Source organism: Burkholderia sp. Bp9090 (assembly GCF_003857985.1).
Classification (GTDB): Bacteria; Pseudomonadota; Gammaproteobacteria; order Burkholderiales; family Burkholderiaceae; genus Burkholderia.
The window spans coordinates 24,684-40,309 of sequence record NZ_QTPV01000013.1; the positions used below are offsets into that span (position 1 = coordinate 24,684).

Below are 15,626 nucleotides of genomic sequence, written 5' to 3' on the forward strand. Positions count from 1 at the left end.
ACATGAACCTGTCGCGCCCCTTCATCACCCGCCCCGTCGCGACGACGCTGCTCGCGCTCGGCGTCGCGCTCGCGGGCCTGTTCGCGTTCATCAGGCTGCCGGTGTCGCCACTGCCGCAGGTCGACTTCCCGACCATCTCGGTGCAGGCGTCGCTGCCCGGCGCGAGCCCCGAGACGGTCGCGACCAGCGTGACGAGCCCGCTCGAGCGGCACCTCGGCTCGATCGCCGACGTCAGCGAAATGACGTCGACCAGTACCGTCGGCAACGCGCGGATCACCCTGCAGTTCGGGCTGAACCGCGACATCGACGGCGCCGCGCGCGACGTGCAGGCCGCGATCAACGCGGCGCGCGCCGACCTGCCCGCGTCGCTCAGGAGCAACCCGACGTATCGCAAGGTCAACCCGGCCGACTCGCCGATCATGATCGTGTCGCTCACGTCGGAAACGTCGTCGCCCGCGAAACTGTACGACGCCGCATCGACGGTGCTGCAGCAGTCGCTGTCACAGATCGACGGGATCGGCCAGGTATCGGTGAGCGGCTCCGCGAACCCGGCCGTGCGCGTCGAGCTCGAGCCGCACGCGCTGTTCCACTACGGGATCGGCCTCGAGGACGTGCGGGCCGCGCTCGCGTCCGCGAACGCGAACAGCCCGAAGGGCGCGATCGAGTTCGGCCCGAAGCACTACCAGCTCTATACGAACGACCAGGCGTCGCAGGCGTCGCAGTACAGCGACCTCGTCGTCGCTTACCGCAAAGGCGCGGCCGTGCGGCTGTCCGACCTGTCCGAGGTCGTGGACGGCGTCGAGGACCTGCGCAACCTCGGTTTGTCGAACGGCAAGCGCGCGGTGCTCGTGATCCTCTACCGCTCGCCCGGCGCGAACATCATCGAGACGATCGACCGCGTGCGCGCGGCGCTGCCGCAGCTCACCGCGTCGCTGCCGGCCGACATCACGGTCACGCCGGTGCTCGACCGTTCGACGACGATCCGTGCGTCGCTGAAGGACACCGAGCACACGCTGCTGATCGCGGTCAGCCTGGTCGTGATGGTCGTGTTCCTGTTCCTGCGCAACTGGCGCGCGACGCTGATCCCGAGCGTCGCGGTGCCGATCTCGATCGTCGGCACGTTCGGCGCGATGTACCTGCTCGGCTTCTCGATCGACAACCTGTCGCTGATGGCGCTGATCGTCGCGACCGGCTTCGTCGTCGACGATGCGATCGTCGTGCTCGAGAACATCACGCGCCACATCGAGAACGGCAAGCCGAGGTTGCAGGCCGCGTTCGACGGCGCGCGCGAGGTCGGCTTCACGGTGCTGTCGATGAGCATCTCGCTCGTCGCGGTGTTCCTGCCGATCCTGCTGATGGGCGGCATCGTCGGGCGGCTGTTCCGCGAGTTCGCGCTGACGCTGTCGCTCGCGATCGGCGTGTCGCTCGCGGTGTCGCTCACCGTCACGCCGATGATGTGCGCGCGGCTGCTGCGCGAAGCGCACGAGGTGCAGGAGGAAGGCCGCCTCGGCCGCTTCCTCGAGCGCTTCTTCACGCGGATGCAGCGCGGCTACGAACGCACGCTGTCGTGGGCGCTGCGCCGCCCGCTGCTGGTGCTGCTGATCCTGTTCGCGACGATCGGGCTGAACGTCTACCTGTACATCATCGTGCCGAAGGGCTTCTTCCCGCAGCAGGACACCGGGCTGATGATCGGCGGCATCCAGGCCGACCAGTCGACCTCGTTCCAGGCGATGAAGCTGAAGTTCGCCGAGATGATGCGGATCGTGCAGGCGAACCCGAACGTGAAGAGCGTCGCGGGCTTCACCGGCGGCACGCAGACCAACTCGGGCTTCATGTTCGTCACGCTGAAGGACCGCACCGAGCGCAAGCTGTCGGCCGACCAGGTGATCCAGCAGCTGCGCAGGCCGCTGTCGGACGTCGCGGGCGCGCGCACGTTCCTGCAGGCCGCGCAGGACATCCGCGTCGGCGGCCGGCAAAGCAGCGCGCAGTACCAGTTCACGCTGCTCGGCGATTCGAGCGCCGAGCTGTACAAGTGGGCGCCGCTCCTGACCGAGGCGCTGCAGAAGCGCGCCGAGCTGACCGACGTGAACTCCGACCAGCAGCAAGGCGGCCTCGAGGCGATGGTGACGATCGACCGCGCGAGCGCCGCGCGGCTCGGCATCAAGCCCGCGCAGATCGACAACACGCTGTACGACGCGTTCGGCCAGCGCCAGGTCTCGACGATCTACAACCCGCTGAACCAGTACCACGTCGTGATGGAGGTCGCGCCGAAATACTGGCAGAGCCCGGAGATGCTGAACCAGGTGTGGATCAGCACGTCGGGCGGCAGCGCGAACGGCTCGCAGACCACCAACGCGGCGGCCGGCACCTTCGTCGCGACCTCGGCCGGCACGTCGAGCGCCGGCACGGCCGCGACGAGCGCCGCGGCGATCGCGTCCGATTCCGCGCGCAACCAGGCGCTGAACTCGATCGCGTCGAGCGGCAAGTCGAGCGCGTCGTCGGGCGCGGCGGTGTCGACGTCGAAGTCGACGATGATTCCGCTGTCCGCGATCGCGACCTTCGGCCCGAGCACGACGCCGCTGTCGGTCAACCACCAGGGGCTGTTCGTCGCGACGACGATCTCGTTCAACCTGCCGCCGGGCGTGTCGCTGTCGCAGGCGACCCAGGTGATCTACCAGACGATGGCGCAGATCGGCGTGCCGCCGACGATCGTCGGCAGCTTCCAGGGCACCGCGCAGGCGTTCCAGCAGTCGCTGAACAACCAGCCGATCCTGATTCTCGCGGCGCTGCTGGCCGTCTACATCGTGCTCGGGATCCTGTACGAGAGCTACATCCACCCGATCACGATCCTGTCGACGCTGCCGTCGGCCGGCGTCGGCGCCCTCCTCGCGCTGCTGCTGTTCAAGACCGAGTTCAGCATCATCGCGCTGATCGGCGTGATCCTGCTGATCGGTATCGTGAAGAAGAACGCGATCATGATGGTCGACTTCGCGATCGACCAGACGCGCAACGGCAACAAATCGTCGTTCGATGCGATCCACGAGGCGTGCCTGCTGCGCTTCCGGCCGATCATGATGACCACGATGGCGGCACTCCTCGGCGCGCTGCCGCTCGCGTTCGGCCACGGCGACGGCGCCGAGCTGCGCGCGCCGCTCGGGATCGCGATCGCCGGCGGCCTGATCATGTCGCAGGTGCTGACGCTCTATACGACGCCGGTCGTCTATCTGTACATGGACCGGTTCCGCGTGTGGGGCGAAAAGCGCCGCAACCGCCGCGGCAATTCGGGCGGACCGGCGGTGGCCGGGGAGTAAGCGGACCACGGGCAGGCGGCCGCGCCACGCGGCCGCCTGACAGGCTTGCACGCCGGCGGCGATCGGCTATCGTGTGTCCATGCCCACCCTCGCGCCCCGTCCCGGGGACCCGCCATGAACGTCCAGCTGAACCATACGATCGTCTGGTGCCGCGACAAGCACGCATCGAGCCGCTTCCTGACCGAGCTTCTGGAACTGCCGCCGCCGACGCCGTTCGGCGCGATGCTGGTCGTCCGGCTCGACAACGGCGTGTCGCTCGATTTTTATGAAAAAGAGGGGGAGATCACGGCCCAGCACTACGCGTTCCTGACCGACGAGGCCGGCTTCGACCGCGTGTTCGCGCGCATTCGCGCGCGCGGCCTGCCGCACTGGGCCGATCCGGCGAAGCGGCAGCCCGGTGAGATCTACCGCCATGACGGCGGGCGTGGTGTGTATTTCGACGATCCGGACGGTCACTTCCTCGAGGTGATGACGCGGCCGTACGTGCTGAACGGATAACGAAGCGCGTCGGCCGGTGTTGCACCGGCCGACGCGGCGGCACGGGCAGCGCCCTCGGTCGGACGCCGTCCCGCCCGGACGCCCTCTGACGCCCGCTGACTCCGTTACTCGGCGGCGGCAGCCGTCTTGCGCGGACGGCGCGCGCGGGTCGCCGTCTTGCGGGCCGGCTTCTTCGGCTTGGCGCCGGCTGCTGCGTCGGCGGCCGCTTCAACGGTCGATTCGGCGGCCGGTGCGGCTTCGTGCGACGGCTGCGCGGCAGCCGCCGAGGCACCGTACTCGCCGGCCGTCGGCGCCGCGTGCTGCGCCGCGACGTGCCGGTCCTCGCCGTGCTCCGCGTCGCGATGCGTCGCTACTGCCTGCTTGCCTTCGGTGTGCTTGCCTTCCGCATGCTTGTCGCCACCGTGCTTCGCACCGCCGTGCGCGGCCTCGTCCGGATTCGCCGCCGTGTGACGGCCGGCCCCCTTCGCATCGCCCGCCTGCTTCACGCCGGCCTTCTTCGCCCCTGCCTTCTTCGCCGCGGTCTTGCGCGCGCGCTTGCGCCCATCCTTTGCGTCACCGTGCGTGTCGGTCGCTTCATTCGCGTCGGCCGTCGCGGCCGGCACGAGCGCCGCTTCGTTCACGACGTCGACGACGTCCGCCTCGTCGACATCGGCCCGCACGCTTTCGCCGACAGCCGCTTCCGCCCGCTGCCCGCGGCGCCGCGGCTCGCGCTCGGCCGTTGCGGCTTCCCCGTGGCGCCCGCCGTGACCGTGCTGCGCGCCGCCCGTATCGCGCGCCGCCGCCACCGGCTCGGCCGCCGCCGCGGACTGGCGCGGCCGCGACACGAACGCGCCCGACTTGTCGTCGCGTCCCACCTCGAGCAGGCCGCGCGCCTGCGCTTCGTCGAGCAGGTTGCCGAATGCGCGGAAACCGTAATACGACTCGTTGAAGTCCGGCTTGCGGCGCTTGATCGCGCTCTTGAGCACCGACGCCCAGATCTTGCCGACGTCGTCGCGCTCCGACGCCAGCGCATCGAACGTCTCGACCGCGAGCGCGATCGCCTCGCTGCGGCGCACTTCCAGTTCCGGCTTGCGCGACGGCTCGTCGGTGCGCTTCGCGCCGCCGTTGCCGGTGCGCTGCTGTTCGCGCTTCGCCAGCGCGCGCTGCTGCTCGCGCACCAGGTCGTCGTAGAAGATGAATTCGTCGCAGTTCGCGACCAGCAGGTCCGACGTCGACTTCTTCACGCCGACCCCGATCACCTTCTTCGCGTTCTCGCGCAGCTTCGACACGAGCGGCGAGAAATCCGAGTCGCCGCTGATGATCACGAACGTATCGACGTGCGACTTCGTGTAGCAGAGATCGAGCGCGTCCACGACGAGCCGGATGTCGGCCGAATTCTTGCCCGACTGGCGCACGTGCGGAATCTCGATCAGCTCGAAGCTCGCCTCGTGCATCGAGGCCTTGAAGCCCTTGTAGCGCTCCCAGTCGCAATACGCCTTCTTCACGACGATGCTGCCCTTCAGCAGCAGCCGCTCCAGCACGGGCTTGATGTCGAATTTCTCGTACTTCGCGTCGCGCACGCCGAGCGCGACGTTCTCGAAGTCGCAGAATACGGCCATGCTGACGTTGTCCAGGGGTAATGCCATGTGTACTCCAACCGGTTGGTCGCCGCGTTGTATTGCCTGGCGGCGAAAAATGCATCGCGCACATGATAGCCGGTCGGCGGGGCGATTCCGCGATCCGTGCGCGCGAGCGCGCGCAGACGGGGCGCCGCGCCGGCCGTTTCGGTGCGGTACAGCCCCAATTACCCGAGCGCCGCCGCCCCGATCGACATACACTTGAGTATCGGTCGTCCGTCCCTATCTGGAAGGACGACGCATCGAGCAAGGAGCGGTTTCATGACGACGAAGGTATTGCTGATTGGCGCGACCGGCCGCACCGGCCGGGCCTGCGCGGATCTGCTGCTGGAGCAGCCGGAATTCGAGGTGACTGCGCTGGTGCGCCGGCACGGCTATGCGCTGCCGGGCGCGAAGGTCGTCGAGGCCGATCTGACGGGCGATTTCTCGCACGCGTTCCAGGGCATCACGCACGTGATCTACGCGGCCGGCTCGGCGGAATCGGAAGGCGCCGCCGAAGAGGAGCAGATCGACCGCGACGCGGTCGCGCGCGCGGCCGAGCATGCGCTCGCCTACAACGTGCAGAAGCTGGTCGTGATCAGTTCGCTGACCGCGTACTGGCCGGAGCGCAGCGGCGACGCGCTGCGCCACTACTCGCAGATGAAGCGCGAAGGCGACGACCGCGTGATCGCGTCGGGCATCGATTACGTGATCCTGCGCCCCGGCCCGCTCGCGGACGGCCCGGGCGTCGGCAAGATCGCGCTGACCGAGGAGCCGCTCGACGCAGCGCCGCCGGTGTCGCGCCAGGATGTCGCGTGGGCCGCGATCGAAGCGATCAAGCTGGGCATTTCGCGCAAGGTCATCGGCTTCGTCGGCGGCAGCGTGCCGATCGAACAGGCATTGCGCGCCTGACGCTTGCCCGGCCTGCCCGCGCCGCCACGGGGCGGCCGCGTGTCATCGCGCCTGCGGCCCGCGAAGCGGGCCGCTTTACGGCGGGCTGACCGCCTGCTCGTGGCTGCTTACGGCTTCGGATGCGCGTCGGCCCACGCCTTCACCGCGCCGAGCGTGTTCTCGACATGCTTGTCGGGCGATAGGCTCGTATATTCGTACAACACCTTCCCTTCCGGCGAAATCACGTAGGACACGCGGTTCGCGCGATCGAGCGCGGGCAGCTTCGCGTCGTATTCGCGGATGATCTTCGCGTCCGGATCGGCCGCGACCGGGAACTTGCTGCGGCACTCGCTCACCGAGAACTTCGTCAGCGTGTCGATGTTGTCCGCGGATACGCCGATCACCGTCGCGCCGTAAGCCTTGTAACGATCGACCGCATCCGCGAACGCATGCGCCTCGATGGTGCAGCCCTTCGTGAACGCGGCCGGGTAGAAGTACAGCACGACCGGTCCGTGCTTCAGCGCATCGGCCAGCGAGTACGTGTAAGTCTTGCCGCCCAGCGACGCCTGCGTCGTGAAAGGGGGCGCCGCGTCGCCCGGCTTCAGTTCCGCCAGCGCGACCCGCGCATGGCCGGCCACCAGCAGCGCCGCCGCGGCGCCCACCCATAGTTTTCGCTTCATCTGCGTCCTCATTTCTTATAAAGTCAGCCTCGATGTAGGCCGTATCGGCGTTCGCCTGTCGAACGCCGATGTGCGCGACCCGGTCCAGCGGCCGTGCCAGCCGCGGCCGGCCGGTTAAAGATTTCGCGCAGCCTGCCGTTATTTCTTCCGGACAACCAGTTCCAGCCCTTCACGTCAGCGAGACACATGGAAGCCAACAGGAAACAGACGCCACGCAAGGGCTCCTGGCGCAATGCCTTGCATACGCTGCGCCGCTTCGCCTGGTCGGGCGGCGCGCTGATGCCTGCGCGCGCCGGCGCGCCGCGCCGCGACGACACCGTGCGCAACTGGCTGGAACAGACGGTCGGCACGGTGGACTTCCTCGCCCATGTCGACCGCGAGCTGCGTTTCCTGTACGTGTCCGATGCGAGCCTGCGCTTCATCGGCTATCACCGCGACTACCTGCACACGCTGACGCTGCGCGACCTGATCGCGGAACAGGATACCGCGACGCTCGAAGGCCTGCTTGCACGCGCCGCGCGCTCCGGCCAGGTCGAGAAGGCGACGATGTGCATCGTCAAGTCGCTCACCTATCCGCTCGACGTCGAGGTCCGCGCGTTCAAGAGCCGCCACCACGGCGTCGACGGCTTCGCGATCGCGGCGTTCGACGTGTCGGCCTGGCGTGCGCTCGAGGCCCGCCTGACGTACGAGATGCACCACGACCCGATGACGGGGCTCGGCAACCTGTCCGCACTCGTGCCGGCGCTGATGCGCGCCCAGCAGGCCGCCGACGAAAGCGGCACCTGTGCCGCCCTGCTGCTGCTCGACCTCGACGACTACCAGCGCATCAACCGCGCGCTCGGCTACGACGCCGGCGACACGCTGTTGCGCGACACCGCGCAGCGGCTGCAGGCGCTCGTCGCGCCCGGCGAGCAGCTCGCGCGTGTCGCGAGCGACAAGTTCGCGGTCGTGCTCACCGCACCGGACCGCGCACACGCGAGCAATGCCGCGGACGCGCTCGCGCGCCGCCTGCAGGCCGCGGTGCGCGAACCTTACGCGTACCAGGGGCAGACCGTCCACCTGTCCGCGAGCATCGGCATCGCCGTGTACCCGGACGAACGGGCTGCGCCCCATCGCGCGCAGCATCACAGCCCGCTGCTGCGCCGCGCCGACCACGCGCTCGCGCAGGCGAAGGCATCGGGCGGCAACGCGCTCGCGTTTCACGCGCCGGTCGACGATCCGGCCGACGCCGAGCGGCTCAAGCTCGAAGCCGACCTGTACGACGGCGTGCGCAACGGCGAGTTCTCGCTCCACTTCCAGCCGATCACGCGCAGCCAGTCGGGGGCGGTGGACGGCGTCGAGGCGCTGATCCGCTGGCGTCATCCGGTGCACGGCCTCGTGCCGCCGGCGACCTTCATTCCGCTCGCCGAATCGATCGGCCTGATCAACTATCTCGGCAACTGGGTGCTCAAGGCCGCGTGCATGCAGCTCGTCGCCTGGGATCGCCAGGGGCTCGCGCTGCAGTACGTGGCGGTCAACGTGTCGCCGCAGCAGTTCCGCGACCCGCGCTTCACGCAGAGCGTGCGCGAGGCGATCGCGCTGACGGGCATCGATCCGCGCCGCATCGTGCTGGAAATCACCGAAAGCCTGCTGATGCACGACCCCGTGCAGGCAAAGGGGCTGCTCGAGGAGCTGACCGAGCTCGGCATCCGCTTCGCGATCGACGATTTCGGCACCGGCTATTCGAGCCTCGCCTACCTGCAGCGCTTCCCGCTCGCGAAGCTGAAGATCGACCGCAGCTTCGTCGAGAACCTGCTGACGTCGCGCAACGACCGCGCGATCGTGTCGGCGGTGGTCGGCCTCGCGCAGACGCTCGATCTCGAGCTCGTCGCGGAAGGCGTCGAGACCGAGGCGCAACGCGAACTGCTGACCGAGATGGGCTGCAACCACATCCAGGGCTGGCTCGTGTGCCAGGCGCTGCCGTCCGAGGAACTCGCACGGCGCTTCGAGGCGCAGCAGCTGCGCCTGCACGCCGCCTGACGCGCGCGGCGAACCGGATAGATCCGTATGTCAATCACCGCACACCTGCCCCGCACGGCGCTGCTCGACAAGCTGTGGGCCCGGATGAACGAACGGGGCGACTTCCCGCTGCTGTCGGAGTCGCTGCGCGCGACGATGGCCGCGATGAAGAACGACGACCTCGACTTCACCGCGCTCGTGCGCGTCGTGCTGTCGGATTTCGCGCTCACGCAGAAAGTCCTGCGGCTCGCCAATTCCGCGATGTACATGGCGTTCGGCGGCAACATCACGACCGTCACGCGGGCGCTGATGGTGCTCGGCATGGACACGGTCGGCCATCTGGTCGTCGGGCTGAAGCTCGTCGACCACTTCCACCACAGCACGCCGCGCCGCATCGACGCGAAGCTCGAGCTGAACCGCGCGCTGCTGTCCGGCTGCGTCGCCCGCAAGCTCACCGAGCATGCGGAGCTGCGCGGCGGCGAGGAAGCCGTCGTCTGCACGCTGATGCGCCAGGTCGGCAAGCTGCTGGTGGTCTGCTATCTCGACAGCGAATGGGACCGGATCCGCCGTCGCGCCGCCGAGCTGGACGGCGACGATGCGGCCGCGTGCATCGACGTGCTCGGCGTCGGCTTCGACGAGATCGGTCTCGAGGCCGCCGCGAACTGGCGGCTGCCCGACGTGATCCGCGCCGGGATGGCCGACGGCGACGGCAGTACCGCGCATGCCGCGAGCCTCGACGAGGACGAGGACGACCCCGACCGCCAGCGCTCCCGCGACGCGTGCGCCGACGACAGCCCCGGCCGCGTACGCTGGCTGCGCGCGGTGAGCCGCTGCTCGACCGATGTCGCCGGTGCGCTCGCGATGCCCGCGGGGCCGCAGCGCGACGCGCACATCGCGGTGCTCGCGCAGCACTACAGCCAGGAGCTGGACATCGACGCCGACGCGCTGGTGGCGATCGCCGAGCGGCTCGCATCCGAGGAAGCGAGCGACACCGTGATGCGCGAGATCGTCGAGCTGCGCGCGAACGCCGACGCGATCGCGCGGGCGCAGCCCGATCCCGAGGCATGCCTCGAGGCCGGTCTCGCGGACCTGCGCGCGCTGCCGTCCGAGCACGTGCTGACGCCGGTGCTCGCGCTCGCGTCGGAAAGCCTGCTCGCGGGCCTCGCGTTCACGCGCACCGTGATGTTCGTGCGCCGGGAAGACGGCGCGTTCGCCGCGCGTCTCGGCTTCGGCCCGGGCGTCGATGCGGCGCTCGACCGGCTGTGCTTCGACGAGCGCTTCGAGCCGGACGTATTCCATCTCGCGATCACGAACTCGGTCGGCATCTTCATCGAGCAGGCGCAGGACCCGAAGATGGTGAAGCGCCTGCCCGCGTGGTATCTCGACGCGCTTCCGGACACGCGCGCGTTCGTGCTGCTGCCGGTGCGCGTCGGCGCGAAAACGGTCGGCCTGCTGTACGGCGACTGGGCCGGCGCGCAGCCGGCGCGCAAGATCACGCAGCAGGAGATGAGCGTGCTCAACGAACTCGCGCGCGAACTGGGGCGGTTCTTTCCAGCGTAATCAGCGTGATGCGGGCGGCGCCCCAAAAGCAAACCGGCCGCAAAAGCGGCCGGCTGCATGCAAGACGGATCGAAATGCTTACTTGAGCGTGACCGGCACGCTGAAGTACTTCTTCGCGAGGTTGTCGATCGTGCCGTCGGCCTTCAGTTCCTTCAGCGCCTGATCGAGCGCGGTCTTCAGCGCCGCGTCGTTCTTGCGCAGACCGAAGCCGACGCCCGAACCGAGGATCTCGGCATCGCTGACCGTGCCGCCGGCGAAGCCGAAGCCCTGGCCTTGCGGCTTCGACAGGAAGCCCTTCGAGCCCGCCTCCGAATCCTGGAACGCCGCGTCGAGACGGCCCGACTTCAGGTCGGCGTAGGCCAGATCCTGCGTCTGGTACGGCACGACTTCGACGCCGGCCGGCGCCCACTTCTTCTTCGCGTACGCTTCCTGGATCGTGCCCTGCAGCACGCCGACTCGCTTGCCCTTCAGTGCTTGCGGGGTCGGCTGCAGGCCGCTGCCCTGCTTCGCGATCAGCTGGTTCGGGATCGTGTAGATCGAATCGGTGAACGCGATCGCGTGCTTGCGCTGGTCGGTGATCGTCATGTCCGAGTTGATCGCGTCGAACTTGCGCGCCTGCAGCGCGGGGATCAGGCCGTCGAAGTCGTTCTCGACCCACACGCACTTCGTCTTCAGCTTCGCGCACACCGCGTTGCCGATGTCGATGTCGAAGCCGGTCAGCTTGCCGTCGGGCGTCTTGTATTCGAACGGCGCGTACGAGGCCTCGACGCCGAACCGGATCTCCTTCAGATCCGCTGCCATCGCGCTGCCTGCCGCCACGGCCGATGCCGCCACTACCGCGTGCGCGGCCACTTTACGCCAATCCAACTTCATCAGGTGTTCTCCTCGATACTCGAATGTTCCGGAACTACGGGCGCATGCATCATCGCAGGGTCGGATGACGACGCCAATGCCGATGCCGCGCCTTGATGCGGCGCAACAGCCGCAAGGCCGCGATTGTACCAATCCGCGCGGCCCGGCACGGCAAAGCGGCCGCCGGCCCGCGATGCTGCGCTGCGTGCACGATGACGGCAGGATGCGCCGTCGAACTTGCAAGACGATGTCGCAAATACGCAAGCGCGCCGCACGGGCCATCCGCGCGGCATGCGGGCGTCGATTGCAAAAAAGGGAAATGTGGCCGGACGATGCGCGTGCCGCGGCCCCCGCAGCCACGCGCCACCGGCCTTGGATCAGACGAGTGCGGCCAGCGTCTCGCGCGTCGTATCGACCACGAGCAGGCCCGCGCGCAGGCCCGGCTTCACGGCCGGATTCGGAAACACGATGCGCTCCTCGTCGTGCTGCACCGTGTAGCGGTAGTCGCCGTCCTGCGCGAGTACCGTGCCGCGCGCGAACGCGGTGAAATTCGCGACGTCGGCCGCGACGAACAGCTCGAGCGCATCGCTCTGCTTCGTGATCTGGTCGATCACGGTGAACACGCGCGGCAACGCGGCGTCGACGTCGCGCGGCGCACCCGACACGAGCCTGCGCACCGCACGGTCCGCCGGCGCGAAGCGCGACAGGTCGTTCTGGCCGAACGGCCGCACCTTGCCGAGTTCGAGCGTGCACGCGAGCGCGCCGCAGTGCTCGGCCGTGTAATGCGAATACGTGTTGCCCTTCGCGGTATGCAGCAGCACGGCCGCGATGCGCGCATCGCCGAGCCATTCGACCATCTTGCGGGCAGGCGGCGTGCCCGTGTGCGGCAGCAGCGCGAACTGTTCGAACACCGATGCGCGGATCGCCGTGTGCATGTCGACGTGCCAGCGCGCGCTGCCGGCCGGCGCGGCCGCGAAGAACGCGGCGGCCGCCGCTTCGAGCTGCACCGCGCGCGGCGCTTCGCGGCTCGCGGGCACTTGTGCGTGACGGCCGCTGAACAGGCGGTTCAGGTCGTCGTCGAGATAGCGTGCGCCCGCGCGCATCGCCGGCACGTTGCCGAGCACGACGAGCAGGCGGCACGCGAGCGGCAACGTGCCCGCCGCGAGATCGCGCACGAGCATCGACAGCAGCTCGATCGGCGCGGTCTCGTCGCCATGCACGCCGGCCGACACCAGCACGCTCGCACGCGCCGCAGCGCCCGCTTCATCCGCTACCGGCTCGAGCGCGAGCAGCCCGTCGCCGAGCCAATGCCAGCGCACCGCGCCGTTCGCGCACGTGCCGACCTTCACGGCCGGCGCGTCGCCCGCGAGCGTGAACGCGAGGAAGTCGTCGAGCAGCACGGCGGCCGGCACGCGGGACTCAGCGCTGGAAGTCATACAGCGACCCGACGCGCAGGATCTGCGTGAGCTCGTCGAGCGCCGTGCGCGATTCGTCGAGCAGCGTCGGATCGGCGAGGTCTTCCGGTGCGAGACGGTCGCGGTAGTGCTTTTCGATCCACGCGTCGAGCGACGCGAACAGCGTGTCGTTGATCCACACGTTCGACGTGACGGCCGCACGCTCGGCGTCGTTCAGCACGACGCGCAGGCGCAGGCAAGCCGGGCCGCCGCCGTTCTTCATGCTTTCGCGCAGGTCGAACACGAGCACGTCGCGGATCGGGCCGTTGCCGGCCGCGAGCTGGTCGAGATAGGCGGCAACGTTCGCGTTCTCGCGGCATTCCTGCGGCACGACGAGCACCTGGGAGCCGTCCGCGCGCGACAGCAGCTGGCTGTTGAACAGGTACGACGTGACCGCATCGTTCACGCTCACGGCCGCATCGGGCACCTCGATCACGTTCAGCCGCGCGCCGCGCGCGTCGAGCGTGGCCGTCAGCGTGTCGTAGATCGCCTGCTTGTTGACGAACGCGCGCTCGTGCGTGAACAGCGTGTCGCGGTTGCCGACCGAGATCACGTCATTGTGGAACACGCCTGCATCGATCACGTCCGGATCCTGCTGCGCATAGACCGTCGCCGTTTCGGCGAGACCGTGGCGATGCGCAACCGCGCGGCTCGCCTCGAAGGTCTGGCGCGCCGGGAAGCGCTTCGGCTCCACGCCGCGGCGGTATTCCGCGCGGCCGTACACGAAGAACTCGACGCCGGGCAGGCCGTATTCGGCGCAAAAGCGCGTATGGTTGGCCGCGCCCTCGTCGCCGAGTGCCGGCGTGCCCGTCAGCGCCTCGTGCACCGCGAAGTGCGCGGGATCGGCGAACAGCGTCGACAGCGTGCGGCGCGTCGCTTCGTGCTCGATCGCGCGATGCAGCTTGCTGCACAGGTTGGCCGGCGTGAAGTGCACGCGGCCGTCGCTCGTGTCGGCCGACGGGCTGACGGTCGCCGCGTTCGCGGTCCACATCGCCGACGCCGAGCTCGCCGCGGCGAGCAGCTCGGGCGCCTGCTTCGCGGCCTTCGCGATCACGTCCGCGTCCTTGCCGGAGAAGCCGAGCTCGCGCAGCAGGCGCAGCGACGGGCGCTCCTGCGGCGGCAGCACGCCTTGCGCGAAGCCGAGATCCGCGAGCTGCTTCATCTTGCGCAACCCCTGCTTCGCGGCGGCCTTCGGATTCGCGGCCGACTTCTCGTTGTTGAGCGACGCCACGTTGCCGAACGACAGCCCGGCGTAGTTGTGGGTCGGGCCGACGAGTCCGTCGAAATTGGCTTCTTGTGCGTTCATCGTCGTTCCCTCGATCAGAAATGCAGGCCCGGCGACAGGCTCGCGGGCAAGGTCAGTTGGGTGCTTTCCACCGACGCCATCGGATACGCGCAATAGTCGGCCGCGTAGTACGCGCTCGGCCGATGGTTGCCCGAGCGGCCCGTACCGCCGAACGGCGCGGCGGACGATGCGCCGTTGGTCGGGCGGTTCCAGTTGACGATCCCCGCACGAATCGTGCGGCGGAAGTGGTCCCATGCGTTGGCGTCGTCGGCGAGCAGGCCGGCCGACAGGCCGAACGCCGTGTCGTTCGCGCGCTCGATCGCTTCGTCGAACGTCGCGTAGCGGACGATCTGCGCGAGCGGGCCGAAGTGCTCTTCGTCGGGCAGGTTCGCCACGCCGGTCACGTCGATGATCGACGCGTTCACGAAGCCCAGGCGCGGATCGCGCTGCGTCATCGCGATGATCGGCTGCGCGCCCTGCGCGATCAGGCGCGACTGCGCGTCGACGAGCTTGGCGGCCGCGCGTGCCGAGATCACCGCGCCCATGAACGGCTGCGGATCGGCGTCGAACACGTCGGCCGTGATCTTCGACGTGACGTCGGCGAAGCGTGCGAGGAAGCGGTCGCCGAACGCGCCCTGCGGCACGAAGATGCGGCGTGCGCACGTGCAGCGCTGGCCGGCCGACAGGAACGCCGACTGGATCGTGTGATGCACGGCCGCGTCGACGTCCTCGACTTCGCCGATCACGAGCGGGTTGTTGCCGCCCATCTCGAGCGCGAGCACGATTTCCGGACGGCCGCCGAACTGCTTGTGCAGCAGCGTGCCGGTATCCGAGCTGCCGGTGAAGAACAGCCCGTCGATCTGCCGGTGATTCGCGAGCGCGATGCCCGTGTCCTTCTCGCCCGGCACGAGGTTCAGCACGCCGGCCGGCAACCCGGCTTCCTGCCACACCTCGACCGTCGCGCGCGCGACGCCCGGGGCGAGCTCCGACGGTTTGAACACGACCGTGTTGCCCGCGATCAGCGCCGGCACGATATGACCGTTCGGCAAGTGGCCGGGAAAGTTGTACGGGCCGAACACCGCGACGACGCCGTGCGGGCGATGGCGCAGCACCGCGACGCCGTCGGCCATGTCCTGGCGCTTCTCGCCGGTGCGTTCCTGGTAGGCCTGGATCGAGATGCCGACCTTCGCGGCCATCGCCGCGACTTCGGTACGGGCTTCCCACAGCGGCTTGCCGGTCTCGCGGCCGATCGCGGTCGCGATCGCTTCCTTGCGTTCGGTGAGCAGCGCGGCGAAGCGCTTGACGATTTCGCAGCGCGCTTCGAAGTCGAGCGCCGACCAGCCGGCGAACGCGCGGCGCGCGCTCGCGACCGCGCGGTCGACGTCGGCCGCCGACGCGCTTTCGCCCTGCCATGCAATCGCGTCGGTGCCCGGGTTGCGCGAAGCGAAGACGGGGCCCGAGCCTGCGACCCAGGCGCCGTCGATGAAGAGTTCCGTCATGAT

General features: G+C 69.0%; 11 protein-coding genes. 5 read left to right on the forward strand and 6 right to left on the reverse strand.

Annotated features, from left to right (window positions below; translation table 11 throughout):
- The first annotated feature begins 2 nt into the window (after positions 1–2).
- Both DIE16_RS14630 and DIE16_RS14635 read left to right on the forward strand, forming a co-directional pair.
- Positions 3–3,311, forward strand: a complete 3,309-nt coding sequence (locus DIE16_RS14630) for an efflux RND transporter permease subunit (protein WP_124892530.1) — start codon at positions 3–5, stop codon at positions 3,309–3,311.
- A 114-nt stretch (positions 3,312–3,425) separates the two neighbouring features.
- Positions 3,426–3,809: a VOC family protein gene (locus DIE16_RS14635; RefSeq protein ID WP_409362226.1), complete on the forward strand. Its 384-nt coding sequence runs from the start codon at positions 3,426–3,428 to the stop codon at positions 3,807–3,809.
- Between the two features lie 104 nt (positions 3,810–3,913).
- Here the strand turns inward: DIE16_RS14635 and DIE16_RS14640 are convergent, their stop codons facing one another.
- On the reverse strand, positions 3,914–5,434 hold the full coding sequence (locus tag DIE16_RS14640) for an NYN domain-containing protein (protein WP_124892531.1): 1,521 nt from the start codon (positions 5,432–5,434) through the stop codon (positions 3,914–3,916).
- A 252-nt stretch (positions 5,435–5,686) separates the two neighbouring features.
- Between DIE16_RS14640 and DIE16_RS14645 the strand changes: the two genes are divergently transcribed.
- On the forward strand, positions 5,687–6,316 hold the full coding sequence (locus DIE16_RS14645; RefSeq protein WP_124487395.1) for an SDR family oxidoreductase: 630 nt from the start codon (positions 5,687–5,689) through the stop codon (positions 6,314–6,316).
- A gap of 107 nt (positions 6,317–6,423) precedes the next feature.
- Here the strand turns inward: DIE16_RS14645 and DIE16_RS14650 are convergent, their stop codons facing one another.
- Positions 6,424–6,975: a peroxiredoxin gene (locus tag DIE16_RS14650; RefSeq protein WP_124487396.1), complete on the reverse strand. Its 552-nt coding sequence runs from the start codon at positions 6,973–6,975 to the stop codon at positions 6,424–6,426.
- 279 nt (positions 6,976–7,254) lie between these two features.
- Here DIE16_RS14650 and cdpA point away from each other — a divergent pair, with 279 nt between their 5' ends.
- Positions 7,255–8,994: a cyclic di-GMP phosphodiesterase CdpA gene (gene cdpA, locus DIE16_RS14655; RefSeq protein ID WP_193759872.1), complete on the forward strand. Its 1,740-nt coding sequence runs from the start codon at positions 7,255–7,257 to the stop codon at positions 8,992–8,994.
- A gap of 27 nt (positions 8,995–9,021) precedes the next feature.
- Positions 9,022–10,533: an HDOD domain-containing protein gene (locus DIE16_RS14660; protein WP_124892533.1), complete on the forward strand. Its 1,512-nt coding sequence runs from the start codon at positions 9,022–9,024 to the stop codon at positions 10,531–10,533.
- 78 nt (positions 10,534–10,611) lie between these two features.
- Here the strand turns inward: DIE16_RS14660 and DIE16_RS14665 are convergent, their stop codons facing one another.
- The 4 genes from DIE16_RS14665 to astD form a co-directional block, all read right to left on the reverse strand.
- Positions 10,612–11,406: an ABC transporter substrate-binding protein gene (locus DIE16_RS14665; RefSeq protein WP_124573255.1), complete on the reverse strand. Its 795-nt coding sequence runs from the start codon at positions 11,404–11,406 to the stop codon at positions 10,612–10,614.
- 356 nt (positions 11,407–11,762) lie between these two features.
- Positions 11,763–12,821, reverse strand: coding sequence for a succinylglutamate desuccinylase (astE, locus tag DIE16_RS14675; RefSeq protein ID WP_124892535.1), 1,059 nt, complete (start codon positions 12,819–12,821; stop codon positions 11,763–11,765).
- Positions 12,805–14,145, reverse strand: a complete 1,341-nt coding sequence (gene astB, locus DIE16_RS14680) for an N-succinylarginine dihydrolase (RefSeq protein WP_044849129.1) — start codon at positions 14,143–14,145, stop codon at positions 12,805–12,807. The genes astE and astB overlap by 17 nt, the downstream gene beginning before the upstream one ends.
- A 14-nt stretch (positions 14,146–14,159) precedes the next feature.
- Positions 14,160–15,623, reverse strand: a complete 1,464-nt coding sequence (astD, locus tag DIE16_RS14685; RefSeq protein ID WP_124892537.1) for a succinylglutamate-semialdehyde dehydrogenase — start codon at positions 15,621–15,623, stop codon at positions 14,160–14,162.
- Positions 15,624–15,626 lie beyond the last annotated feature (3 nt).